General features: G+C 27.7%; 23 protein-coding genes and 2 tRNA genes. 8 read left to right on the top strand and 17 right to left on the bottom strand.

The features are described from left to right. Nucleotides 1–35: 35 nt before the first annotated feature. From IPP08_05655 to IPP08_05630, 6 genes are all read right to left on the bottom strand, one after another. Nucleotides 36–1,307, bottom strand: coding sequence for a radical SAM protein (locus tag IPP08_05655; GenBank protein QQS67648.1), 1,272 nt, complete (start codon nucleotides 1,305–1,307; stop codon nucleotides 36–38). A gap of 127 nt (nucleotides 1,308–1,434) precedes the next feature. Continuing rightward, nucleotides 1,435–1,941 carry a hypothetical protein gene (locus IPP08_05650; protein ID QQS67647.1) on the bottom strand — a complete coding sequence of 169 codons (507 nt, stop codon included), beginning with the start codon at nucleotides 1,939–1,941 and terminating at the stop codon, nucleotides 1,435–1,437. A gap of 13 nt (nucleotides 1,942–1,954) precedes the next feature. Beyond that, nucleotides 1,955–2,581: a hypothetical protein gene (locus IPP08_05645; protein ID QQS67646.1), complete on the bottom strand. Its 627-nt coding sequence runs from the start codon at nucleotides 2,579–2,581 to the stop codon at nucleotides 1,955–1,957. Next, nucleotides 2,578–3,381: an ABC transporter substrate-binding protein gene (locus tag IPP08_05640; protein QQS67645.1), complete on the bottom strand. Its 804-nt coding sequence runs from the start codon at nucleotides 3,379–3,381 to the stop codon at nucleotides 2,578–2,580. The genes IPP08_05645 and IPP08_05640 overlap by 4 nt, the downstream gene beginning before the upstream one ends. A gap of 113 nt (nucleotides 3,382–3,494) precedes the next feature. After that, entirely contained in the window at nucleotides 3,495–4,493 is a 999-nt protein-coding gene (locus IPP08_05635; protein QQS67644.1) for a bifunctional 3-deoxy-7-phosphoheptulonate synthase/chorismate mutase, read from the bottom strand. Nucleotides 4,494–4,499: 6 nt separating this feature from the next. Beyond that, nucleotides 4,500–5,390 carry a UbiA family prenyltransferase gene (locus IPP08_05630; GenBank protein QQS67643.1) on the bottom strand — a complete coding sequence of 297 codons (891 nt, stop codon included), beginning with the start codon at nucleotides 5,388–5,390 and terminating at the stop codon, nucleotides 4,500–4,502. A gap of 97 nt (nucleotides 5,391–5,487) precedes the next feature. On the opposite strand from IPP08_05630, the gene IPP08_05625 reads away from it, so the two are divergent. Continuing rightward, nucleotides 5,488–5,561, top strand: a tRNA-Pro gene (locus IPP08_05625). Between the two features lie 226 nt (nucleotides 5,562–5,787). Next, a complete protein-coding gene (locus IPP08_05620) occupies nucleotides 5,788–6,615 on the top strand; it encodes a class I SAM-dependent methyltransferase (GenBank protein ID QQS67642.1) in 828 nt (275 codons plus the stop codon). Here the strand turns inward: IPP08_05620 and IPP08_05615 are convergent, their stop codons facing one another. Together IPP08_05615 and IPP08_05610 are read right to left on the bottom strand one after the other, a co-directional pair. Further along, nucleotides 6,616–7,854, bottom strand: a complete 1,239-nt coding sequence (locus IPP08_05615; GenBank protein QQS67641.1) for an amidohydrolase family protein — start codon at nucleotides 7,852–7,854, stop codon at nucleotides 6,616–6,618. 61 nt (nucleotides 7,855–7,915) lie between these two features. After that, nucleotides 7,916–9,949 carry a dehydrogenase E1 component subunit alpha/beta gene (locus IPP08_05610; protein ID QQS67640.1) on the bottom strand — a complete coding sequence of 678 codons (2,034 nt, stop codon included), beginning with the start codon at nucleotides 9,947–9,949 and terminating at the stop codon, nucleotides 7,916–7,918. Nucleotides 9,950–10,061: 112 nt separating this feature from the next. Here IPP08_05610 and IPP08_05605 point away from each other — a divergent pair, with 112 nt between their 5' ends. Beyond that, nucleotides 10,062–11,879 (top strand): hypothetical protein, encoded by a 1,818-nt coding sequence (locus IPP08_05605; GenBank protein ID QQS67639.1) that lies wholly within the window; start codon nucleotides 10,062–10,064, stop codon nucleotides 11,877–11,879. Here IPP08_05605 and IPP08_05600 read toward each other — a convergent pair. From IPP08_05600 to IPP08_05575, 6 genes are read right to left on the bottom strand one after another with little or no spacing between them, the layout of a single operon-like run. Beyond that, on the bottom strand, nucleotides 11,770–12,738 hold the full coding sequence (locus tag IPP08_05600) for a formimidoylglutamase (GenBank protein QQS67638.1): 969 nt from the start codon (nucleotides 12,736–12,738) through the stop codon (nucleotides 11,770–11,772). The two genes, IPP08_05605 and IPP08_05600, sit on opposite strands and share 110 nt — an antisense overlap. Nucleotides 12,739–12,756: 18 nt before the next feature. Then, nucleotides 12,757–13,956, bottom strand: a complete 1,200-nt coding sequence (locus tag IPP08_05595) for a hypothetical protein (protein QQS67637.1) — start codon at nucleotides 13,954–13,956, stop codon at nucleotides 12,757–12,759. Nucleotides 13,957–13,972: 16 nt separating this feature from the next. Beyond that, nucleotides 13,973–15,307 (bottom strand): FAD-dependent oxidoreductase, encoded by a 1,335-nt coding sequence (locus tag IPP08_05590; protein QQS67840.1) that lies wholly within the window; start codon nucleotides 15,305–15,307, stop codon nucleotides 13,973–13,975. A gap of 18 nt (nucleotides 15,308–15,325) precedes the next feature. Then, nucleotides 15,326–15,640, bottom strand: coding sequence for a hypothetical protein (locus tag IPP08_05585; GenBank protein QQS67636.1), 315 nt, complete (start codon nucleotides 15,638–15,640; stop codon nucleotides 15,326–15,328). Between the two features lie 21 nt (nucleotides 15,641–15,661). Then, entirely contained in the window at nucleotides 15,662–16,003 is a 342-nt protein-coding gene (locus IPP08_05580; GenBank protein QQS67635.1) for a hypothetical protein, read from the bottom strand. Nucleotides 16,004–16,026: 23 nt separating this feature from the next. Continuing rightward, nucleotides 16,027–17,586 (bottom strand): FAD-dependent monooxygenase, encoded by a 1,560-nt coding sequence (locus IPP08_05575; GenBank protein QQS67634.1) that lies wholly within the window; start codon nucleotides 17,584–17,586, stop codon nucleotides 16,027–16,029. 195 nt (nucleotides 17,587–17,781) lie between these two features. Here IPP08_05575 and IPP08_05570 point away from each other — a divergent pair, with 195 nt between their 5' ends. Further along, on the top strand, nucleotides 17,782–18,348 hold the full coding sequence (locus IPP08_05570) for a hypothetical protein (GenBank protein QQS67633.1): 567 nt from the start codon (nucleotides 17,782–17,784) through the stop codon (nucleotides 18,346–18,348). A gap of 275 nt (nucleotides 18,349–18,623) precedes the next feature. Continuing rightward, the gene (locus IPP08_05565; protein ID QQS67632.1) at nucleotides 18,624–19,322 is read left to right on the top strand and encodes a T9SS type A sorting domain-containing protein; all 699 of its coding nucleotides are present in this window, start codon (nucleotides 18,624–18,626) and stop codon (nucleotides 19,320–19,322) included. 740 nt (nucleotides 19,323–20,062) lie between these two features. Here the strand turns inward: IPP08_05565 and IPP08_05560 are convergent. Continuing rightward, nucleotides 20,063–20,136 (bottom strand) — tRNA-Arg (locus IPP08_05560). Nucleotides 20,137–20,160: 24 nt separating this feature from the next. Further along, a complete protein-coding gene (gene carA, locus IPP08_05555) occupies nucleotides 20,161–21,300 on the bottom strand; it encodes a glutamine-hydrolyzing carbamoyl-phosphate synthase small subunit (GenBank protein QQS67631.1) in 1,140 nt (379 codons plus the stop codon). A gap of 508 nt (nucleotides 21,301–21,808) precedes the next feature. Between carA and surE the strand changes: the two genes are divergently transcribed. Beyond that, a complete protein-coding gene (gene surE, locus IPP08_05550) occupies nucleotides 21,809–22,570 on the top strand; it encodes a 5'/3'-nucleotidase SurE (GenBank protein QQS67630.1) in 762 nt (253 codons plus the stop codon). Between the two features lie 49 nt (nucleotides 22,571–22,619). On the opposite strand, the gene IPP08_05545 is transcribed toward surE, so the two are convergent. After that, on the bottom strand, nucleotides 22,620–23,123 hold the full coding sequence (locus IPP08_05545; protein QQS67629.1) for a hypothetical protein: 504 nt from the start codon (nucleotides 23,121–23,123) through the stop codon (nucleotides 22,620–22,622). Nucleotides 23,124–23,220: 97 nt separating this feature from the next. Here IPP08_05545 and IPP08_05540 point away from each other — a divergent pair, with 97 nt between their 5' ends. Continuing rightward, nucleotides 23,221–24,339, top strand: a complete 1,119-nt coding sequence (locus IPP08_05540) for an LptF/LptG family permease (protein ID QQS67628.1) — start codon at nucleotides 23,221–23,223, stop codon at nucleotides 24,337–24,339. Nucleotides 24,340–24,475: 136 nt separating this feature from the next. Beyond that, the gene (locus IPP08_05535) at nucleotides 24,476–25,042 is read left to right on the top strand and encodes an N-acetyltransferase (GenBank protein ID QQS67627.1); all 567 of its coding nucleotides are present in this window, start codon (nucleotides 24,476–24,478) and stop codon (nucleotides 25,040–25,042) included. Nucleotides 25,043–25,076: the final 34 nt, after the last annotated feature.

Below are 25,076 nucleotides of genomic sequence, written 5' to 3'. Positions count from 1 at the left end.
TTTAATATTTAAAGATAAAATATTTTGGTTTAATATTAATTTCTATTTGTAATTTTTTCAGGACGAATAATATCCATAAATGCACTTACTGAAAATTCAGCATTTCCTACACCGGGTTTTCCATAGCCTGGGGGTACTGGTAGATTGTAATTTTCGAAGATATTCCTCCAATTAAAAAGTAGTTTGACGAAGTATTCTAATGGTGGTCCTGCTTGATTACCAAGATCTGATGTAGGTTCTGGGCACCAAGTTGTAAATCTTGGAATTATGCCATAACTCATGAAATAATCCAATCCATCTGATGTACTTTTAACAGCTTCATCAATATCTTTAAATCCAAATGGTTGAGCCATTTCAACACCTCCAACAAAATTTGGAATAACGTTAGTTGAACCAAAAATTTCAGCTGAATCTAATATTCTTTTAATCCACTCTTTCTGACCAACATATCTTTCTTTACCTGGACATATCCAATCAAATAATTTTTTATCCCAAACTTCGTAATTTGGATGATAAATTTCATAACCACTCTCTTTTAGCATTTTAACTTCATCAATTGGCAATGCTTGTACTACAGCTTTAGAAATCCACCTCCCAGAAAATTTTGACTCAATAGCCTCAGCATATCTAGCATAAAACTCACCTTCTTTCATTGATTGAAGGTTTGTTGTTATTGATCCTCCCGTTACAGTATATGCTTTAGTAATGTTATCATATTGGTTAATATAATTCATTGATTCAACTATATCATCAATCGATTTGACTGCGGTATACTCTCTACCATTTTCTTTTTGTTGCCTGTAATTTTCATTCAAATCACAAAATCTACATTCCTCATCTTTTCCCCAATACTGACATAATCTGTATACAGTTAAATAAACTAAATAACCCCATTCAATTGATGGAGCTATTTCACTTATTTTTTTTCCACTTGAAAGTTTATATTTATAATATTCAGGTATTGGAGGAAATTCAACTTCTGCTAAAATAACACCTTCACATAATAAAATAATTTTCTCATCCAATAATTGAACTTGATAAGGAGAAAAAGGGTTTACACGAACGGAAACAATTGTTGGTAATAAATTATATACACCATTAGTTAATTTAATTTCCTCAGGAGAACCATTAGCTTCATGTTCTTGCATTTCACCAAGCTTTATATGATCAAAAGAGAAAATAAAATAATCTTTTGGTTTATAATCTTTAGAAAATGAAAGTGCTTGATTTGTAAAAGTAACCCCTAATCTTAAAATATCTTGTTTGATAATTGCTTCCTTTGGTAAATCTGGAAACATCTCAAACATTCTTTCTAACTCTCCTATTACTGAGACGATTTTAACAATATTATTTTTAATACAATTGTGAGTTTATTAATTAATTTTTCCTAAAAATTCATACTTTTAAAAATATAAAATACATTAAAGAGATATTTTACTCATCATCTACATCACGATATGAAGACTCTTCATCTGAAAGTATATTGTCAATATTTTCATCCCATACTTCTTCCATATCATCTTCAAATCTGTCAGCAACTTCTTCATTTACTTCTTCTTCTAATATATCATGCAACATGGCATACTTTTCAGCAGTTTTTTCACAAATTTCTCCTAACCAATTGTACAAGTGATCAGTAAAATCTTTATTGCTTGCAACTAAAGCAGAAGCTTCATCATCTTCTAAATAATCTAGTGCATACAAACTGAAAGATCCAAACATTCTGAAAATTCTTGTAAATTCTTTTGGTGATAAATCTAAGTGATTTAACAACCATTTAGGTACATCAAATGATATAGTAACACTTTCACTATTTTTAGATCTAGTTTCATGTTTACTTTCTAAAGATTTATCTTCAATCTTTTTTAATAAATTCTCTTCACTTTTAGTAACTTTCTTTGATTCCTTTGAATCACTTTTTTTAGTATTAGATTTAGGCATTATATTAAGTAATTTAATTTGTGCTAAATGGTTTGAACAATTCTTTTAAAACATTTTTATAATTTTTATACCAGTTGGTTCCTCCATTTTTATCAACAATGTTTGTAACACCTAAAATAATTGAAAATGGAATATTAAATTCAATACAAGTTTGAGCAACAGAGTAAGCTTCTAAATTTTCAACTTCACATGAAAAATAGTTTTCAAATTCTTTTGCTACTTTTTCACTTTCAGTTATGCCAAAAGTTGTTGCAATATTTACTTTTTTTAAATTATTAGTTATTCTATAAAAATCTAATAATTGATTATTGAGGTTTTCATTTGTTTTAAATTCACTTTGAATTAAAGCTGGAACCCTCATATTACCTAATAATAAATCACTTGATGCAATTTTTATAGATTCTCCAATTACAAAATCATATTCTTGAATAAAATCTTTATTGTAGCTTCCACATGAACCAATAAAGATAACCTTCTCAGGATTTTTTTGTTGAATGGCTTTTGCTGTTCCAATTGCTGAATTAACCAATCCAACTCCACAAATTGCAGTATTATAAGAATTATTCTTATTATCCATAGCAGCATCAAATTCCATATCTGCAGCAAATAAAAATAAAGTTTTATCAAATAAATCTATCATTTTACAAATTCTAAATTAACTTTTTTGTCTATAAACAAATTTTCATACATCAATTCAAACATTTTTTCAAAACCTAATTTGGTGCTACTTGAATACTCATAGGTTTCTTCATTAGCATACATACTTAAATATATATCAAGCAATTCAGTTGTTGCAACTTCATTAGGTCTATGTATAAAATTTATTAAAAAATTAATCATTTCATCTTTATTATCAAGAGCATATCTAATAGATTTTTTTAATACTCTACTAGCTTTTTCAATTGTTTCTTTACCTAATTTTTTTCTAATTACATTTGCTCCTAAGGGTAAAGGAAGTTTGTATTTATTATACCACCATTCACCTATATCACAAATTTTATATAATCCATGTTTTGAATAAGTTAATCTTCCTTCATGTATTATAATTCCAGCTAAAACAGAATTATTTTGAATTGCTTCAAATATACTTTCGTAAGGCGTTATCGGAATTGTTGTATAATTTGCATTCTCTATTATCAAACTTGTAACAAAATGTGCCGTAGTTTTTTCTCCTGGAGTAGCAATTTTTTTTGAATACAAATCTGGTAATTTTAACTCCTCTTTTGCAACAATTACAGGTCCATAATTCATTCCTACTGATCCCCCATGATCTAACAAAAAATAGTTTTCAGAAATAAATGGATAAAATGCAACTGAAACTGCTGTTACATCAATTTGATTTTTTAGAGCTACAGTATTTAAAGATTGAGTATCATTCGTATAAGGAATAAAACTTAATCCTTCAGTATCGATTAGGTTTTCTACTGCTGCTCTAAACATAAAAGCGTCATCGGCATCAGGACTATATGCAAGGGAAAGTTCCAGTTTATTAAATTTATAAGTTGAATTATTTTTTGATTAAATCTATTTGTTAATTAGTTTAAAATTAATTCCTAATTAAATTGCATTGTTAAGACTTCATTAATAGCTCTTGCTTTATTTAAAAGAATTGTAAATTCATCCAATGGTAAAGCTTGAGAAGCATCGCTTTTAGCTGATGCAGGATCATTGTGAACTTCAACTATAATTCCATCCAAACCAGAAGCAATACCAGCTAATCCAGCTTGAATAACTAAACTTCTTCGACCTGCAGCATGAGATGGATCTATAATAACAGGCATTTTAGTTCTTTCTTTTAAAGCAACAGCCCCTAAAATATCTAATGTATTTCTAGTTATACTTTCGTAAGTTCTTATTCCTCTTTCACAAAAAATAACTAGTGGAGAACCAGCAACTAAGCAATGTTCTCCTGCTCCTATCCATTCTTCAACAGTTGCACTCATACCTCTTTTAAGTAGTATTGGTAATCCACTATGTGATGCTTCTTTTAACAAAGGAAAATTTTGCATTGATCGAGTTCCAATTTGAATAACCGAAATGTATCTTGACGCAAATTCAACGTCTCTTGGGTCAACTATTTCACTGATTAATTGTAAACCATAATCTCTTGCAATATCACTTGCAATTAATAAACCAGATTTACCTAATCCTTGAAAATCATGTGGTGAAGTTCTTGGTTTGTAAGCCCCACCTCTAACATATCTTAATCCTTCTTTAGATAAATGTTTGTATATAATTGCTACTTGTTCTTCAGATTCAACGCCACAAGGACCAGCAATTATCATTTTATCATCAATTCCAGATTGTATATTTATTGATGGGATATCATTAGTTACATGAATATTTTTTTCAAATGTCGATAAAATTGACTCTACATTTTCCAATAATTTATACTCATCAAAATCTATTAAATTGGCTGGGTCTTCTATCAATAGAATTACCCTATCACCAGATAATTCTTGAATAGAAGATGCACCTGAATTCATTAACTTTCTTTTGATGTAAGAAACTTGAACTTTAGTAACATTTTTATTGAACAGAATAGATTTCATAAATTTTTATTTGCTTAAAAATAACACATCAATTAAAACAGTTATTGCAAAAATTATACTTACATATCCATTTAAATTAAAAAATGCAAGATTAATTTTTTTCAAATCCCCTTTACGTAATAGCCAAGCTTCATAGATAAGTATTGAACTAACTAGAATCAATCCTAAATAAAATATTAATCCAAAGTTAGAATATATCCCATAAACAATAAAGAAAATAATTGCTATAAAATGGATAATTCTAACAGTCAGTATAGAATTTAAAGCACCTATTTTAGCAGGTAATGAATTTAAATTATTTTCTTTATCAAATTTTTCATCTTGACAGGAATAATATATATCAAATCCTGCAGCCCAAAAGGTTACACCTAAACATAGGAATACAGGTGCTAAATGAAATCCCCCACTCATTGAAAACCAAACTCCTAATGGTGCGGCACCTAAACATAATCCTAAAACAAAATGAGATAAAAAAGTAAATCGTTTTGTTAATGAATAACCTAATAATAATACTATTAATGGAATTGAAAGAAATCCACAAACTTGATTAATTAAGAATGAACTACATATAAAAATAATTATACATACAATTGTTATACTGTAAGATGTGTTGATTGATATTTTACCAGACGGTAATTCCCTATTTTTTGTTCTCGGATTAATTGAATCTATATTTTTATCAATTATTCTATTAAAGCCCATTGCAGCTGTTCTTGCTGATACCATACATATAAGCAAAAAGCAAACATCCAACAAACTAAATGTAATTTTTTCAATTTTATAAACTGTTATTGCAGATGTAAATGCAAATGGCAATGCGAAAATACTATGAGAAAATTTTATCATATTCCCAAATACTAATAACTTGTTTTTAATACTTTTTATAATTTTTCTCATATTGATTATGTTCAAAAATAACCCTTTAAAATAAGACTGAAAATAAAAACTCTTGTGTAGTCCATTTTTTTTTCCGACTTTTGCGAACCAAAAAAAACGGGGTGTAGCGTAGCCCGGTATCGCGTCTGCTTTGGGAGCAGAAGGTCGTAGGTTCGAATCCTGCCACCCCGACAACATTTTTTTAAGGAATGAAGTAATTCATTCCTTTTTTTATTTCAATTTACAAGATTTCTTTTTTTTAATTATAGAATTTATAATGTTACATTTTTTAATAATCTTATTTGAAGGTTCAACATTATATTTGTTCGATTTAAATGCCTATTAGTTAACGTTTACGATCTAAATCTATTTTTAGATTTTTCATTATAATATAATTCTAAGTTCAATTTAGTTACATATGTCTAACCAACAAAAGCTTGAAATAACTGACAATGTTTTGTATAAAGAATATCTTATTAGATTAGAAGCTAATATTAGATATCAATTTGGTGAGTACTTAGGTAATAATAAAAAACATGTTGAAACTTTTGTTCAACAAAGACGAAACCATGAAAGAGGTACTGCAGCAATTGATTCATTAAAAGAATATGTTGATATTGAAAATAAAAAACTTCTAGATATTGGTTCTGGTTGGGGTGAATTAATGTTTGCTAGTTTAGTTAATGGAGCAGACGCATATGGAATTGAACCAGACACCGAAGAATTTGAAATTTCCCATATGCTTTTAAAGTCTTATGGACTTAACTTTGATAGAATAAAAAAAGGTGTAGGTGAGAAAATTCCTTATCCTGATAATCATTTTGATTTAGTTACTTGTCAAAATGTTTTGGAACATGTTCAAGATAGAGAACAAACATTAAAAGAAATTATAAGAGTTACTAAACCAGGTGGAATTATTTGGATGTCTGTACCAAATTATCTGTTTCCTTATGAAGGGCATTATAGATTAAAATGGTTTCCATTAACTCCTAAATGGATTGGAAAATATATTTTAAAAGCTTTAGGACGGAACCCAGAATTTTTAATGAAACATGTAAGTTATACAACTTATCCTGCTTTAATGAGACTTTGGAAAAAAAATAATTTAGAAATCAGAAATGTTACTGAAGAAAAAATTTTGTCTGGAGAACATAAATCTGATATGTATTCATCAAAATTATTAACTACTATTATTTTAAAATTAAAACTATTCCCAAACATTACTTGGCTATTAAAGAAAAAGTAATTAGTACATTTTAAGGAAATTAATTGAGTTTCTAGTAGTAGGATTTAATATAATTCCCTCTTCCAAGCTCTTCAAATCATTGTTTATTGTATTTGTTTCAATAGATATCATCCCACAATTGTTTCCAACTTGAAATTTACCTAAGGAATTAAATCCTAAAATTTCAGCACCTATTGAAGTTAAAGATTTTAACAAAATACCAGGGGCTAACCCATACCAATTTTCAAGCAATAACTTTGCTTCGTCAAATACATTAGAACTCCAATTAGATCCTAATCCATCAGTTCCTAATCCAAACTTCAGTTTATTTTTTATTATTTCTTCAAATGGAGGAAGTTTTTTTGTGATATGTAAATTAGTAATTGGACATAGAACCCCATAACAATTACAAGTTGATAACATTTCAATTTCATTTGCTGTACAATCTGTTAAATGTACACCAACATAATTTTCATCTAACAATTCAAATTCATTGTACAATTGTATAGGTGATACTTTTGGAAAAATCCAATTTTCATCGAAAGCATTAAAATACTTAAGTAAGTCAACAAATTCACCATTACCGTTAATATACAATTTTCGTTCTTGAGAATCTTCGGCTAAATGTTGAAAAGTTTTTCCTCCCCTTTTATTATTCTCATCTTTAATTAATTTTAACAAATTCAAAGAGACTGAATATGGTGCATGAGCTGAATAAACCCAATTTAAATTATCTTTTTTAAAGTCATTATTTTGATTTTGTAACTCAATTATTTTTAACTTAGAATTTGCAATAACGGCATTATAATTACTTTCTTTAAAACCAGTTAATTCATAGTTGAATAAACAATTAATCCTTGAATCTATAATTGCATTTATAGTTTTAAAATCATTGCTAACTTCTCCAATTGCAACTGTTCCAGAAAACATCATTTCATTTAAAATAAATTCAACACTTTTCTTTAATTGATCCTCCGTTTGCAAATTTAAATTCCTTGAATTTATCAAATTTCTAACCCAGTTTACCAATCCTTCCCCACCTGAAACTTGTTTCTTATGAAATGAATCTGTAAGATGAGTATGACAATTAATTACTCCTGGCATCAAGATTTGATGTTTTATCTCTTTATCATAATAACCTTTAATTTTTTTAGTAAAATTAAATTCTAAAACAATGCCGTCCTCTGAAAGAAGAACGGCATAGTTTGAATAAATTGTATTGTTAGTATATAAAATTTCTGCAGTGTGGAGATAATTCAAATTTTAATAAATTATATAATTAATAAAAAAAAAACAAAATATAATAATAATAATAACTAAACTAAAAAGTTAGTACATTTTTTATACTATCATAAATTTTAGATTCTGTTGGTAAAACATCAAGTTCTAAAACTTTTGCATATGGTATATGTGAATCCTTAGCAGCAACTCTCTCAACAGGAGCATCAAGAAAAGTAAAGCATTCTTTAGCAATTGCAGCTCCTATTTCAGCTCCAAAGCCCATTGTAATGGTATCTTCATAAGCAATCAAAACTCTACCAGTTTTTTTAACAGAATTAAATACTAATTCTTTATCCCATGGTAATATTGTTCTTAAATCTATAATTTCAATACTTGTATTTAACTCATCTTTAAGTTTTTTTGATGCTTTTAAACTTTCTCTAACCATTGCTCCATAAGTAACAATTGTTATATCTGAACCTTCTTGAACTATTTTTCCTTTTCCAAAATCTAAAAGATAATTTTCATCTGGTTCAGGAGATGCAGCATATGAAGATCTGTATAAATCTTTGTGTTCACAAAATATAACTGGATCATCAATTCTGCATGCTGTTTTTAAAAGCCCTTTAGCATCAGCAGCATTTGAAGGATAAACAACTATAAGACCTGGTATATGAGCAAAAAAAGCTTCAATATTTTGAGAATGATACAAACCACCATTAATATATCCACCTACAGCAACTCTAACAACCATCGGACATTTAAATCCATTATTACTTCTATACCTTAAAGTTGCAACTTCATTTTTTAATTGCATAAAAGCAGGCCAAATATAATCACCAAATTGAATCTCAACACATGGCTTATAACCTCTAGTTGCTAATCCTAAAGCAACTCCAATAATAGATGCTTCTGCTAATGGTGAGTTAAAAACTCTATCTTCAGAAAATTCATTTGATAAACCTTTTGTAGCAGTAAAAACACCTCCTTTTTTATCAGCTACATCCTCTCCAAAAATTAGTAATTTATCATTGAATTTCATCTCCTCGTGCATAGCATGATTAATAGCATCAACCATTACAATTTTTTCACCATTAGGAATAGTCTTTTCAAAATCTGAATCAGGCAATCTAAATTCAGAGTAATTGTATCTTGTACTTGTATCAGCTGTAGGATCTGCACGAGTTAAAGCCCAATCTGCTGCTATATCAATTTCTTTAACTACATCTTCATATAATGCATCAATTTCATTTTGTTCAGCTATTTTATTTTCTAAAATATATTTTTTTAACTTTTCAATCGGGTCTCTATGTTTTTCTTCTTCAAGTTCATTTAAATCTCTATACTTACGTTGATCATCGCTACTTGAATGTGCTAACAACCTAACTACATTAGCATGAATCAAAGATGGACCCTTACCATTCCTTGCTCTTTCAATGCATTGAAGAGCTACTTTGTAACTTTCGAAAAAGTCACATCCATCCACAAATACTACGTTTAAATTTGGATGACTTCTAAATAAATTTCCAGCTCTTCCACCAGCTGTTTGAGAAGTTGAAGGAACAGATATTGCATATCCATTATCCTGAACACAAAATATCATTCCTAATTTTTCTCTTGAAGCCCAGTTAACAGCTTCATAAACTTCCCCTTGCGACCATGTTCCTTCTCCACTTGCAACATAAGTTACATCATTACTCCCATCTTTTTTTGCTGCTAAGGCAGTACCAACAGCATTTAAAAATTGAGTTCCAGTTGGTGATGATTGTGTTGGTAAATGTACTCTTCTATTTCCATGATGACATGGCATTTGCCTACCACCACTTGCAGGATCATCAGCTTTGGCATATGCACCTAAAAAATGATCATTTGGCGTATGGCCGAATGTATAAGTTAAAGCTAAATCACGGTAATATGTCCAAGCCCAATCTTTTTCTGGATTCATTGCCAACCCAATTGCAACTTGAATTGCTTCATGACCAGAACAACCAATATGAAAAAAACTTTTCCCTTGTTTTAAAACCATCAAATGTTTTTCATCAGTTCTTCTTGCTAGCATCATAATTCGCAGTGCTGCCAATATTTGGTCTTTAGAAAGTTTTAACTCATTATGTATCAATGTTTGATTTGACATTAACTTGAATTTAATTTTTTTTTATTATTTAATTTATTCTTCTTTACTATTTATTACGAATTAAACTTTTTGATAAGCTAATAATTTTCAACTACAAATATATCTTTGTAAAATGGAATCAGAAAAATTTACATTAAATACAAAGCTAGGTTTTTTATCTTTATTATTTTTAGTTATATATATTTTATTCCCCTCACAAAATTATATATATGCTGATGATTCATTGCAATTTGGTTTGTATGTTTTAGAAGGAACAAACAATACAGCCAATACTGCAATATCAAGTTTTACACATCATTTAATATTATATGTTCTACATTGGTTTACAAAAATAGCTCATATTAATGATTTTCAAGGTGCACTTTCTTTCACTAAATTTTACGTATCGTGTACTAGTGCTTTAGGACTATTTTTTATAGGTAAAATTACTTATTCTCGCACAACTAGTGTTTATGCAGCTTATGGCGCAATGTTAACTGTTGCATTTACGTTCTGTTGGTGGAGCTATTCTATAATATCAGATTTTTATATTGCTGGCACGTCATTTGCCATGGCTTCTATGTACTATGCAGTAAAGTTTAGAAATTCAAACAAAAATCTTCATTTATTTATATCTATTTTTTATACCCTTTTTGCTTCATTAAATCATCAAGGTTATAGCTTTATTGGTTTAGCTATTCTTATTGGAATTATTGTTGTAAAAAATGATAATGGTATATATCTTAGTTTTAAATTAAGACTTAACAGAGCATTAAAATATGGCTTGATTTCATCATTTTTAGGAATAGCAATGTATTATACAGCTTTCTTAATAAGTCATCAATCAAGTTTTATACAATTTATTAGAGGATACACTTCTTTCATGTTAAGATTTCCAGAAGATGTCCCCCAATTAAAAACTCCACTTTATATTGTTATTGGTATTCTAAGAACTATTTTCTTTAGTGAATACATACTTTCATTCGATTTTGTAAATGAACTCTCAGCAAAATTATTTCCATATAGATTAACATTAGATGATAGATTTTTAATTAGGAATCTTCCTCAAGAATTAATTATTTTTTTAATAATTTGCTCTGTTTGCGTTGGTTGTATTTATGTTTGGCTTACAATTCAAAGAAGAAATCAGAATAAAAGGAATGGCGTAAATTGGACCCTTACAGGAGTTATTTTAGGTGTATGGTTTGTATCAAGTATTATTTTGTTTGGTTTATGGGAGGCAGTTTCAAATGAATTTTGGATGTGGTTAATTCCATATTTCGGAATTTTAATTATTGGTGATAATTTGAAAGAATCCAGTTCATTGAAAATTAGAAAAATCACAACACTTTCAATAGCTTTATTATTTATTGCAAATACTCCTGCAATAACTAAATATTTTACAACAGATAATTGTGTTTATTGGATTAATAAAGAATATCTAAATAAATTAAATTCAAAAGATGTTGTTCTTACTGCTGATTTTTATCAATCAAAACGTATTGCATTTTTAATAAATCCAAATATTAATAGAATTGATTTTCCAATTGGTAAAATTAAAATTGACACAAGTTGTATTGATCAAAACAGCTTATGTAAAACTCTAATTAAGACTAAGATAAATGGTGGTAAAGTTTATTTAGATCCTATGTTTTCTATGCCAAATAAAATTGAATTAGGAATGTTTAGGTTTTATAATAAACAAGAAAACCCAAATGAGATAGAAATTGAATTGTTAAAACTTGAGAATTTTTGTCGTGAACATCAGATTCCTTTACTAGCTGTGGAACGCAAAGGAGTTGGGGTTGTTGATTATGAAAAAAGATTTTTTTCTGGTTATGTTAAATGGTATTCTGCAGAAAATCTCTTTCAAGATAACCAAAAACAAAATGTAGAATTATCTGAGAAGCAAGCCGTGATGTTCTCAAGTCAGATTCATATACTAAATTAACCTCTGCAATATCAAGACATATTACTTTTCTTTGCGAACCTAGTTCTCTTGATAATCCTAAAATTTCATTGGGAGTAAAACCATCAGTTGCTGAAGCAGAAACTCCTGGTGCAAAAGCTGACATTATAGAATCAATGTCTATAGTTGTATATAATGCATTAGTTGATAATGCAATTTCCAATGCTTCTGATAATGTATTATCAAATCCACCTTTTCTAATTCTTGGTAGTGTAAATAAATTAACTCCTTGTTCCTTCATCCATCTATATTGATTTTCTGAATTAACTCCAGATTGAATTCCAAACTCAATAACATTTTTTGGATTTATTATTCCCTCTTCTATCAACATTCTAAATGATGTTCCAGAATTTCTTAAAGGGTTGCAAGGTCTTGCATCTAAGTGTGGATCAAAATTAATTATACTAACATTTTCAAATTTATTCGATATACCTTTGCAACTTGGGTAAGTTATATCATGTCCACCACCGATAATTATTGGAGTTAAATTTTTTGATATGGCAAATTCAACACTATTTTGCAACCTTTCATGTATTTTTTCTAATGAACCAGTTACATCAATATTCCCGAAATCAACTATCAGTCCTTCGGGTATAGACAACTCAGTTTCAACATCGAATGGAGTTAGTTTGTAAAATGATTTTCTGATTTCAAAAGGAGCTTTTGACGAACCAATTCTTCCTCCGTTACGCTTTACTCCTATATCTTGAGGACATCCTATAATAGCAATTTTTGTTTCACTGGTAATTTCATCAACATTTTTACAAACAATATCTCCAAGCCTTTTATCATTAATATCTCCTTTTGAAAAAAATAAAGATCTATCAGAATTTATTAACATATCTTATAATTTATAACTTTATCTTATTTGGAGAAACAAGTTTTGAATTAAATTTATTTCTATAAAACTTGTTGTTGAAGAAACTTCATAAGCACCAATAGAAACAAAATCTATAATATTTCTTTTGACAAATTTAGATGGATGTACATATTCAAATTCTGGTTTTGTCAAAGTATCTTTTAAGTTTCTTCCTTTTTGATTGGCTGGTGAAGATTGTAAAAGAGAGAAATTAAATTTAATTGAATTTGAAAACTGTAAACTATTTATATCTTTTGAAATTATATTATTTGATGAATCTAATAGTGCTGGAAGATCTGCTCCAAAAAAATTACCTCCTCCAGCTAAAATATTATTTATACATTCAAAATGGATTGTTCCAAACTTTAATTGAAAATAATTTCCAGTTCCTTTATTATTTATAAAAGTATTATTTACAACAATTAATTCATGTGGTTCGTTGTTTGTAAGACCTTCTAGACCATATCCAATCAAATTAGAATTTTCGCTTATAGGTCCTTGTTCAATAATATTTCCAATTACATAAGCCAAACCGCCATTTGGAAGATCTATATTTCTACTTGCAGTTCCATCATTTTCATCACTCAATCTATTATAATAAATTCTATTTATGTGTGCTCTACTTTTTAACTCATGCCCAGTTTTCGAATGGTGAGAATAGTTAAATCTGAAAATCAATTCATCTACATGATTAATATAAACATTATGAGAATATCCATCTCCATAACCATTGTAACCGAACTCACATTGTTCTATAGTTATTTTACTACCAACTTTATCACCAGCTAATATCCCCATTTCATTATTATGAAACCCACATTTAATAATTGAGATATTCACTCCTTCAACTCTAATTCCAGCTCCATTTTTATCTGGAACCCTACAATTTGAAAATTCAATATTTTCAACTCTCACATTGTTACCAGAAATTACCCAAATTGCTTTTCCTCCACTTGAAATACCATTTGAATTTAAGATTGGTCTTTCATCAACTCCTTTTAATAATAAATTATTGGCAGTCCATTTGCAAACGTCTTGCAAATAAACTCCTTTATGGATATAAACAGTATCATTAATTTGAGCTAGGCTTGTTACTGAACTTGGTGATTTGTAACTTAAGTTCTCTCCAACTTCCCATATTTTTGCTTCTGTTTTAAAAAAGCTAACAAATAGAAATACAAATAATATGAAATTTTTCATAATTTTTTTGAAAATATTATTTTAAAATTCTACTAAAAATACTACCAACTTTTTTTAATTCAATTTTAGAATTTGTATTGTTATGATTATATAATTTTACAATTTCTGATTCAAATGATTTAAAGAATTCAGGATCAAAATTTGCGGACTTTAACTCAGATAATATTTTTTCAATAGTATAATTTTTATGCAGCCAATCTTCCCATATTTTGTGTCTATGCCTTATTCCAAAACAATTCATTCCAGTAACAACTTTAGAATGCTCCCAGAAATTAATTCTAAAACATTTATCTCCCTTTTTGTTTTCCCAGTATAAACTATTCTCATTTTCACGTAGAGAATTTAATACAAGCCCGTAAGTATGCCATTCTATATCTAAAAATTTTGCAGAATTAAACAGTATTCCACGGTTGTAAATTGTTCTATTTCCACAAATTGTTTTTGCAACAGTTTCCCCTTGCATTTTACTTGTGTACCATAATTGTTCAATTTTTGGAAGATGATCTCGATGAAAATCCAATTCTGCACAATCACCTAATGCATATACATCTTTAATATTTGTTTCTAAATATTCATTAACTAATATACCTCTGTTAATTTTAATTCCTGAGTCAATTAGAAAATTTATATTTGGAGAAACTCCTACTGTTAAACCAACAAATTGACATTCAATGAATTCACCATTTTTTAATGTTACACCTCTTACTTTACCATTTTCATCTGGTATTATCTCATCTAATTCTGTCTCCATTCTAATATCAATTTTATGATCTAAAATATGTCGATATATTAAACTCCCTTCTTCTTTTGGTAATAAATTTGACATATATGAATTTTCTCTCACTATGAATGTAACTGGTATATGCCTTGAATGTAACATTTCAACTAGTTCTATACCAATCAACCCCCCTCCAACTACAACTGAATGATTTATGCCAACTGTATTATTTTCTAATAGATGTAAATCATTAATATTATACAATCCTTGAACTCCATCCAAATCTTGTCCACTCCATCCAAATTTATTTGATTTACTACCTGTTGCAATTATTAAGACATCATATTTATATGAAGAACTATTTGTAAGTTCCAATTTTTTAGAATCAAAATCAATTTTGTTAACATAACCTTTTACTAAATCAATTTTATTTTTTTTCCAAAAAAAATCTTCATAAGGTTTAGTTTGTTCGTAAGTAAGATGACCCATATAAATATACATCAAAGCAGTTCGTGAGAAAAAATGATCAGTCTCAGATGATATTATAGTAATTTCATTATCACTTAATTTTCTTATATGTCTGGCAGCAGTTACACCAGCAACCCCATTTCCAATAATAACAATTTTCATTATTAAAAAATAAAATTAATTTTATGATATTTTATCTTTATGTTCAAGAAAAATATAATTCGAATAAAATGTATCCCATATAAATATTTCAGTTTTCCCAATTTCATTCATTGGGGACATAGAAGATAGCTTTTCTGCATGTTCCAAAGAATCAGCAGAAATAATTGTCAATCCACCTGATTCAGTTTCAAAACCACCACCCCCACAAGCTAACAAGTGCCCATTTGATTTTAGGTATTTTAACCATTCCATTAATCTTGGAATTCTTATATCAAATTCTTCTTGTTTAAAAGTTTCATCTGGAGTTCTCCAAATTAAAGCATAAACTGTATTCATATATTTTAAATTAAATTGATATTACTCATTTATATGGAACTTATGGTAAAACCTATGGACTATTGGAGCAAATAATAAACCAATATTTGTTATAAATGCTACACCACTAAAAATTGCATAAATAGAGGAGAAGATTTTTCCAATATCAGATTTAATTTCTGCTACAGGTCCCATTCCACTTAATATCATCGATGCATTATGTAGTGCATCAATCCAAATTAAGTCAGCAAAATAATGATATCCTAAAATTCCAAGACCCAAAGATATAAGTAATAAAAATATTGCAAAAAGCATATTTTTAAAAACTCTTTTTCTAAATATAATATTTGAAGCTAAACCCTGAAATTTACTTTCATATTTCATAGTATTAATTCTTAAAAGTTTCCTTAACTAAATTTTCTATTATTGATTTGTTCAGCAACCCTAACTCCATCAATAGCTGCAGAAACAATACCACCAGCATAACCTGCACCCTCTCCACATGGGAATAAATTTAAAATAACCAAATGATTTAATAATTCCTTATCTCTTGGAATTTTAACTGGAGAACTAGTTCTTGATTCAGTCGATAATATTACAGCCTCATTTGTTAAGTAACTTTTCATTTTTTTTCCAAATTGTTTTATTCCATCAACTAATCTACTATGTATAAAATTAGGTAATACATTTTTCAAATTTATAGAATTAATACCAGGCTTATAACTGCAATCTGGCATATTTGTAGAAGTTTTTCCTTCAATAAAATCCATCAATCTTTGTGCTGGTGCAACTTGCAAACCACCACCAAACATATCAGATTTTTCTTCAACCTCTTTTTGAAATTGCAAAGCAGATAAATTTCCATAAACTTTGTAAGGTATTAAATCATTCATTTCAACTGAAACTACAACTCCTGAATTTGCAAATTTTGAACCTCTATTTGACAACGACATACCATTAACAACCAACTCATTTTTTGCAGTTGCTGATGGAACAATAAACCCTCCAGGACACATACAAAAAGAAAAAACACCCCTACCATTACTCTGTGCATTCATGCTGTAAGATGCTGGAGGTAATAAATCATCTCGAGTTTCACAATGATATTGAACACTATCAATTATACTCTGAGGATGTTCAATTCTAACCCCTAATGCAAATGGCTTTGGTTCGATTAAGATATTTTTATCATTCAACAGTTTAAATATATCTCTTGATGAATGTCCAACAGCTAAAACTAAAAAATCACCTATATACTCATTTCCAGAATTTGTAATTGCCCCTTTTATGATATTATTATCAATTATAAAATCAATAACTCTTTCATTAAAATGGAATTCCCCACCATATTCTATTATTGTATTTCTTATTTCATTTACAACTTTTGGAAGTATGTTTGATCCTATGTGCGGATGTGCATCTATAAGAATATCTTGACTTGCTCCATGTTGAACTAAGACAGATAAAATTTCATTTACATTCCCTCGTTTTGTGGATCTAGTATAAAGTTTTCCATCAGAATAAGTTCCAGCACCACCTTCCCCAAAACAATAATTAGAATCATTATTTACAATTCCTTTTTTGTTAATTGCTGCTAAATCAAATCTTCTTGCTCTTACATCTTTTCCTCTTTCAATTATTATAGGTTTGATACCATATTCTATTAGCTTTAATGCACAAAAAAGACCAGCAGGACCTGATCCTACAATTATCACTCTTTTATTTAAATTTACATCGAAATATTTAGTTCTATTTTCAATTTCAATTTTGGCTAGTTCATTAAAAGTCACTTCTACTTTTAATCGTATTAAAATAATTTTAGAGCGAGCATCAATTGATCTTTTTAGAATTTTTAATGATGTAATACTATCAACCGAGATTGATAATAACTTTGATGCAATAACTTTATGGTGTAAAGAATCATTTGCTAAATTTATAGGAAGTGCTATTTCACAAGTATTTATCATATTAAATTATTCCAACCAAAAATATATTTACTTTATAAAAAGTTAATAGTAATATCAATTTATTCTCAATAGATAAAATTAACTATAGTAAATTAATACAAAATGTTTCTTCAAGAATAATATTTTCTTTTTAAAACTTAACATTATTTTTAAATTTACATTTAAAAAAATAATTTTAAACTTAAACCAAGTAACATGAAAACAATCTTTTTATTTTTCATAATTATCTTAAATTCTACAGCATTTTCACAACTTGATTTAAAGTTAGATTTTGAAAATGATAATATACTTGATTTTGTAAAAATTACAAATTCTGAAAATGGTTATAATTTTTCATATTCGTTATCAAGCCAAAACAATAAGCAATTTATAACTGAAAAACTAACTCTAGGTGGAGAAGAAACTACTTTAAGTAATAAAGGAAATATTCTTATAATTCATGTTCAATTTATGAGAGGTGAAAATATATTGAAATATAGGTTTAGCACTACTTTAAAACAAGTTCAATTAATTGGGTTCAATAATATTCAATATGGAAATGCTACTCATGATGGTTCAGGAACTTCGAGCTATAATTTATTAACTGGTATATATGAGGCTAACTGGAATAAATTTGACTACAAAAAAAACAGGTTAATTAGCATACCAAAAATAAAATCAAAATTACCAGCTAAGACATATTTACTTAATAAATTAAACGATAAAATGCTTGAAGAATTAGAAGATGTAGGATATAATTTAATGCCTAAAAATCTAAGATAGGTTTCTAAACATTTTGAAAGTATAATATTTTCTTTTTTAAAATTATAAAAAAAAGTTTTGAATTCAAACCCTATAAGAAATTTAGATTAGCAAGGGAAATTATTTAGATCACATTTAGTCTAAATTTAATTCAAATATAAAAAGCTGATTTCATAAATGAATGACACATAATGTGACTCAGCTTCCTCTGTAAACCGCTTAATAGCTAATACAATGTGGTCCCCCAACAGGAGTACATAATATTTAGATATATCTTGATTTTATGCCGTGTTATAATGAGTAAGAGGCATATTCCAAATACTCCATCAAATACAATTTCAGATGTACAAAATTTAATGTCCACAAAACTTTTTTATACATCAGATTCAACAAATATTGGATACTCAATAAATGGAAGTTATTTTGGTACATCCCCAACTGGAAAAAATTTAACTGTTTATGTAGAATTATATGATAAAACAATAGTAGGAGGAAGTTTGAAAATAATAGATTCATTTACGATATCATACACCAAAAAATCTTTTGATACAGTTGTTAATTTTGGAATGAAGTTTCCACCAGGAGATTACAAACTTTGTTTGAGGCTTACATCAACTGATTTACCAGGTGATACTGTAGCATATCCGAACAGATTTTTAGTGTCAGATTTAGTAGCTCCAGTTGGTAAATTACCAGCACCATTTTTCAAAATTTCTGAAGTATCTGAAACTAAAATATTAGCAGTAAAAGTTACGCCAAATCCATTCAAATCAAGCACCACAATTGAGTTTACTATGCCAACAAGAAGTATTACAGAAATAATGCTATACGATGAAAACGGTAAATTTATGAGAGAAGAATTGTATAGTAAATTTATAACTGAAGGAGAATATAAATTTGATTTAAAATGTGCTAACTTACCTAATGGAGTTTATTTCTTACATTTAATAACTGAAGACAAAAAAGTTATTCACAAAGTAATACTTGCTAAATAAATAATTATCAAGCAATCAGAACAAACACAAACGGCTTGTAAATATACTTTATAAGCCGTTTGTAATATAATAATTAAATATAACTTTTTTAGAATAATACTTGAATCCAAATATGTTTCTAATATCTAATTTTGTTCTGTAATTATTTAAAATATAATAAAAATAAAATTACATTTCTTTACAACATGAAAAATAAATCTAAAATATCTAAAAATAAAATTTGATTTTAACTTAAATATTTGTTTGATAACCATACTTTTCATGTTTATAATATGTTTATTCAATTCAACTATCTTATTTTCTCAAAATATACAATATGATGACTGTTTCTTAGGCTTTGACAATGTTTCAGACCCCCTATCTTGAATTTATATCTCCAGCAATGAAATAAGATTTATTGTTAGAATTAGTTTTAACAGTTTGCTTAGAAACGACTTAATGATATGTACTAATTTTATAATCTGTTGAAAATTTTAATCTGTTTGAAAAAAATTTAACATCAAAGTATATAACTGAGTGTTCAATATTAGGAGTTTTAATATAAAACCTATCATTGTATTTCATAAATTTGGCACTAATATCTTATCTAATATAAATAATTGCCAAATAAGGTACCAAATTAACTTAAGTTAAGTTAATCTAAATAAATCATCTTTTACATTAAAACAGAAGAAGCCCGCATAAATGCGAGCTTCTGTTAAATAATAGTTAATTTAAATTTCTTTCAATTAACTTATATGTGGTCCCGACAGGACTCGAACCTGTGGCATCAAGTTTAGGAAACTTGCGTTCTGTCCAGCTGAACTACGGAACCAATTTTTTAATAAAATTAAAATTATTAATTATTCATTAACTCAATAAATTCTTTAAACAAATAATCTGAATCGTGAGGTCCAGGTCCTGCCTCTGGGTGATATTGAACACAAAATAATTTTTTTTCAATATGCCTTAATCCTTCAACAGTCATATCGTTTAAATTAATGTGAGTTATATCAACTTTTAAATTATCTAATGAATTTATATCAACAGCAAATCCATGATTCTGAGAAGTTATTTCATTTGTATTATTTTTTAAATTCTGTACAGGATGATTTGAACCTCTGTGACCAAATTTCATCTTAAATGTTCTTCCACCTAATGCAAGCGAAATTAATTGATGCCCCAAACAAATACCGAAAATTGGTTTTTTCCCAATTAGTTCTTTTATAGTTTCAATAGCATACTTTACTGCATCTGGGTCGCCGGGTCCGTTTGATAAGAATATTCCATCTGGATTTAATTCCAAAATATCACTTGAAGAAGTATTTGATGGAACAATAATCAAATCACAACCATAATTACTAAGCCTTTCAAGAATATTAAATTTTACACCGAAATCCAATACAACTACTTTAAATTTCTTTAAGGGAACGAATCCTTTTAAATTATCTATTTTATAACCACTTTTATCTTTTGGTTCAAAAGAAAAGATTTTTTTACAAGACACTTCACTTACTAAATCTAATCCATTCATATCTCTAACTTGCTTAGTATTGAAAATCAATTCTTCATCTGATATACTTGAACAAGTAATAATTCCACGCATTGAGCCTTCACTTCTTAAAATCTTAGTAAGCATTCTAGTATCAATACCTTCAATTCCCAATACATTATACTTTTCAAAATACTCTTGAATAGAAAATTCACTTCTCCAATTTGAACGAATTCTTGAAATCTCTTTAACAATCATACCAGAAGCATACATTTTATGAGACTCAACATCAAATTGATTTACACCAACGTTTCCAATATGAGGATAGGTCATTGTTACTATTTGCCCAGTATAACTTGGATCTGTTAGTATTTCTTGATAACCAGTAATTGAAGTATTGAAAACAACTTCCCCTTCTGAATTTTCTGAAATAGCTCCAAAACCATAACCAGAAAATATTGTTCCGTTTTCTAAAGCTAATCTAGCTTTTATTTTATTAAAAGGCATTTATTAAAATTTAGATACAAAGATAATTAATTAAGTATGAATACTGTTTTAGAAATTAAATTTGAGATAATTTATTTAAAAATTAAATTTTAATTTGTTTGAATATTAACTAAAATTGAATAATTTTTTATACTAAAATCTAATCATGAATAATACTCCTATAATCGATTAGTATTGCTAAATCCTTGAAATAACTTGAAAACTTGGTTTCATTCTTTTTGATTTTATCCAATAATTATTTTAATTTAGTACCAAAATTATTTGATCTACAATTGTTTAGAAGTATCGTAAATACTCTTATTAATGATATCTTAATAAAATTGTTTATGTTCAAATAAACAATAATTTCTATTAGTTCTAAAGTAAATTATTGAAGATAGATAATTAAGGTATTGATTGTACTCATTGTTAAATTTATATAATTTATTTTTAGAAGATAATTATAGTTTTTTTAGTTTAATTTTTTTTAATTTTTTTAAATATTTCTTTGTTAAATAAATTTAATTTTATGAATATACTTGTAAGTAATGATGATGGAATAGATTCTAATGGAATTTATTGTTTGGTAACTGAATTAAGAAAATACTATAATGTAGAAGTTGTTGCACCAGATAATCAACAATCAGCAGTTGGTCATGCTATTACAATTTCAAATACACTAAGATGTAGTAATTTTAACAAAAATGGTTCACATTTTGGCTATTCAGTAAATGGAACACCATCTGATTGTGTTAAATTGGCTTTATCTAAAATAATTGGTTTCAAACCAGATTTTATATTGAGTGGAATTAATCATGGTAGAAATACTGCAAATTCTATAATGTACTCTGGTACTGTTTCAGCTGCAACTGAAGGTACAATGTTAAGAATCCCATCTATGGCAATTTCTCTTGACTCAGTTTTGGAGAATGCTGATTTTGAATATGCTGCAAAGATTGCATCAAAATTAGTTAGTCATTTTATTGATAATCCATTCCCAATCAAAACATTATTAAATGTAAATGTACCTGCAATTTCAGAGTTAGATATTAAAGGGTTTAAAATTACAACTCAAGGTGATTCATATTGGAATGATACTTATGAAAAAAGAATAGATCCACTTGGAAGGGAATATTATTGGCTAACTGGAAATTATATATTAGAAGGTGATGAGAATTCTGATGATATTGCTTTAAGAGATGGTTACATTTCAATTACACCAATACATACACGAATTACTAATTATAGTTCACTAGATTATTTAAAAGATTCTATAAAAGATCTTAAATAAAAATAATCCTTCAATAGTAATTATTGAAGGATTATTTATTATTTTATATTTACTTTTTGACTTCATTTGAAGATTTAATTGCATCAAACTTAACTTTTAACTCATCATATAATTTTTTCTCTGGTTCAGTCATTCTTGAATACATCCCTTGAATTCTTTCAGATATTAAATTTATATCAATCCCCATCATTTCAACAGCTTTTGCTGCATTAGGATCTTTACCTTCTTTCATTGCTTTAGATGCATTTTCAAAAGGTATTAACATATGAGACATCATATCAGAAAGTTTTGAAAAGCTTGCAATATCACCTGCTGGATGAGGTCTGGACTTTCCATTTGACATTGGAACTGCAATATCACCTTTCTTGACATCCGCTTGTGTGCTATTATCTGGAGCATTGCTGGTGTTTGAATATGGATTTGCAATTGCTTCTTCTTTCTTTTCTTGTTCGGTTTTTACTACTTCCTTTTGAGTAGTTGAAGGGATTCCATTTTGTTTACCACAAGAGGTAATTAATATTGAAAATGATAGTATAAAAATAATTTTATTCATTGTAGAGAATTAATTTTAATAAATTGTGTTTTAGTTTTATTAGATTTTTACAAATTTACAAAATAAAATATTTTATTAACAAATTGAATTATTAAACGTGATAATAGATAGATATATTCTCAAACAATTTGCTAACACTTTTTTCTTTGCAATATTAGCTTTTTTAATAATATACATTACTGTCGATTTAATTGAAAACCTTGACAATTTTTTTGATCATAATGCAGGAATAAATATTATATTCAAATATTATCTAAATTATATTCCTGATATAATTCATTTAGTAATCCCTATTTCGGTTTTAATTGCAGGTTTATTTACAATTGGTAAATTGGATTCTACCCACGAGCTAACTGCCATAAGAGCTGGAGGAAGAAGCATACCTAGAATTGTTTTACCAGTGTTATTATTTAGTTTAATACTAAGTTTTGTTATGACTTATTTTAATGGATGGTTAGTTCCTTTAACTAACAAACAAAGATTTACTATAGATAGAGAATATCTTGGCAGAAATATGTTAGGTACCCAAACAAATATTTCAATGAGAGTTTCAGCCAACACTTCAATAATTTTTGAATCATTTAATCCAAATCAAAATATTGGTAGAAATGTTTCAGTCGAAAAATTTAAAAATGTTAATTTAAATTTATTTGATCCAAAAGTAAAATATAACCCTTTACTAATTGTTGAAAGAATAGATGCTGATGAAATTAAATATGATTCTTTAAAAAAATCATGGATTTTAATTAATGGAGTTTCAAGGAATTTATCCGATCCATTAAAAATTTATTCTACTAGTTTTTCAGAAAAATTAATTCCATTTTTAAAAGTAGAACCTAGTAAATTAGATTTATCACAGTATAAAGAGACTGAGTTAACTTTAACTGAATTGAATGAAAGAATTGAAAATGAAAAATCTGGAGGAAGGGATGTTATCAAACTTTTAGTAGAATATTATAGTAGAATTTCATTTTCTTTTGCTCCATTTATTGTAGCTTTTTTTGGAATCCCATTCTCATCAAATCAAAGAAAAAGTGGAGCTGCAATGCAAATTGGTATTGGAGCTTTAATTAGTGCAATGTTTCTTGTATTTAGTGAAGTTACAAAAGCATTATGTTATAGCGGAGTTTTAATCCCAATTATTGGAGCTTGGATTACTAATTTGTTTTTTTTAAGTATTGGAATATTTAATCTTTTTAGAATTGAACGAAACTAATCATTTAGTTAAATTGAATTTTCAAATTACTTCAATTTGACTAGTGTTGATAAATTTTCACACTTTTTTTAGTTTAATTATCATTTATATTAGGTTGTATTTTTTAATATTATTAATTTAAATTCTATTTATTTCTATGTCATTTTTTGTTCATGAAAAAGCTCTTTGCGAATCAACTCAAATAGGGAACGAAACCCGTATTTGGGCTTTTTCTCATATTATGAAAGATGTTAAAATTGGTGAATACTGTAATTTTGGAGATGGGTCTTTTGTTGAAAGTGGAGTTTCTATAGGAAATAGAGTTACTGTTAAAAATGGAGTTTGCATTTGGCATGGAGTAACTATTGAAGATGATGTTTTCTTAGGACCAAATTGTGTTTTTACAAATGACTTATTCCCTAGAAGTAGAGTTTACCTTAGCACTGACGTTCCAACAATTGTAAAAAAAGGAACTTCCATTGGTGCAAATGCAACAATAGTTGCAGGAGTTACTTTAGGAATTTATTCTATGATTGGAGCTGGTAGTGTTGTTACAAAAGATGTTCCGGATTTTGCTTTAGTTGTTGGTAATCCATCAAAAACTATAGGTTGGATAGGAGTAAAATGTGAGAAACTTCCAATTAAAAATGACGGTGATATTTTTGAAAATGAGAATGGTATTTATCAAATGATAGATTGTAAAATTAATTTTACTACTAAATAATTTTATAATAAATCTATCAAAATATATTTTTTGA

The sequence above is a fragment of the Chlorobiota bacterium genome (assembly GCA_016700335.1).
In the GTDB taxonomy this organism is placed as follows: domain Bacteria; phylum Bacteroidota; class Ignavibacteria; order OLB7; family OLB7.
Note: the sequence above shows the minus strand (reverse complement) of the source record. Positions and strands in the feature narration are given on the sequence as shown.

What these genes read in the sequence shown, in the direction of transcription:
- IPP08_05655 (QQS67648.1), bottom strand. Translation starts at nt 1,307, where the DNA reads ATGTTTGAGATGTTTCCAGATTTACCAAAGGAAGCAATTATCAAACAA.
- IPP08_05650 (QQS67647.1), bottom strand. Translation starts at nt 1,941, where the DNA reads ATGCCTAAATCTAATACTAAAAAAAGTGATTCAAAGGAATCAAAGAAA.
- IPP08_05645 (QQS67646.1), bottom strand. Translation starts at nt 2,581, where the DNA reads ATGATAGATTTATTTGATAAAACTTTATTTTTATTTGCTGCAGATATG.
- IPP08_05640 (QQS67645.1), bottom strand. Translation starts at nt 3,381, where the DNA reads ATGTTTAGAGCAGCAGTAGAAAACCTAATCGATACTGAAGGATTAAGT.
- IPP08_05635 (QQS67644.1), bottom strand. Translation starts at nt 4,493, where the DNA reads ATGAAATCTATTCTGTTCAATAAAAATGTTACTAAAGTTCAAGTTTCT.
- IPP08_05630 (QQS67643.1), bottom strand. Translation starts at nt 5,390, where the DNA reads ATGAGAAAAATTATAAAAAGTATTAAAAACAAGTTATTAGTATTTGGG.
- IPP08_05620 (QQS67642.1), top strand. Translation starts at nt 5,788, where the DNA reads ATGTCTAACCAACAAAAGCTTGAAATAACTGACAATGTTTTGTATAAA.
- IPP08_05610 (QQS67640.1), bottom strand. Translation starts at nt 9,949, where the DNA reads ATGTCAAATCAAACATTGATACATAATGAGTTAAAACTTTCTAAAGAC.
- IPP08_05605 (QQS67639.1), top strand. Translation starts at nt 10,062, where the DNA reads ATGGAATCAGAAAAATTTACATTAAATACAAAGCTAGGTTTTTTATCT.
- IPP08_05600 (QQS67638.1), bottom strand. Translation starts at nt 12,738, where the DNA reads ATGTTAATAAATTCTGATAGATCTTTATTTTTTTCAAAAGGAGATATT.
- IPP08_05595 (QQS67637.1), bottom strand. Translation starts at nt 13,956, where the DNA reads ATGAAAAATTTCATATTATTTGTATTTCTATTTGTTAGCTTTTTTAAA.
- IPP08_05585 (QQS67636.1), bottom strand. Translation starts at nt 15,640, where the DNA reads ATGAATACAGTTTATGCTTTAATTTGGAGAACTCCAGATGAAACTTTT.
- IPP08_05580 (QQS67635.1), bottom strand. Translation starts at nt 16,003, where the DNA reads ATGAAATATGAAAGTAAATTTCAGGGTTTAGCTTCAAATATTATATTT.
- IPP08_05575 (QQS67634.1), bottom strand. Translation starts at nt 17,586, where the DNA reads ATGATAAATACTTGTGAAATAGCACTTCCTATAAATTTAGCAAATGAT.
- IPP08_05570 (QQS67633.1), top strand. Translation starts at nt 17,782, where the DNA reads ATGAAAACAATCTTTTTATTTTTCATAATTATCTTAAATTCTACAGCA.
- IPP08_05565 (QQS67632.1), top strand. Translation starts at nt 18,624, where the DNA reads ATGAGTAAGAGGCATATTCCAAATACTCCATCAAATACAATTTCAGAT.
- carA (QQS67631.1), bottom strand. Translation starts at nt 21,300, where the DNA reads ATGCCTTTTAATAAAATAAAAGCTAGATTAGCTTTAGAAAACGGAACA.
- surE (QQS67630.1), top strand. Translation starts at nt 21,809, where the DNA reads ATGAATATACTTGTAAGTAATGATGATGGAATAGATTCTAATGGAATT.
- IPP08_05545 (QQS67629.1), bottom strand. Translation starts at nt 23,123, where the DNA reads ATGAATAAAATTATTTTTATACTATCATTTTCAATATTAATTACCTCT.
- IPP08_05535 (QQS67627.1), top strand. Translation starts at nt 24,476, where the DNA reads ATGTCATTTTTTGTTCATGAAAAAGCTCTTTGCGAATCAACTCAAATA.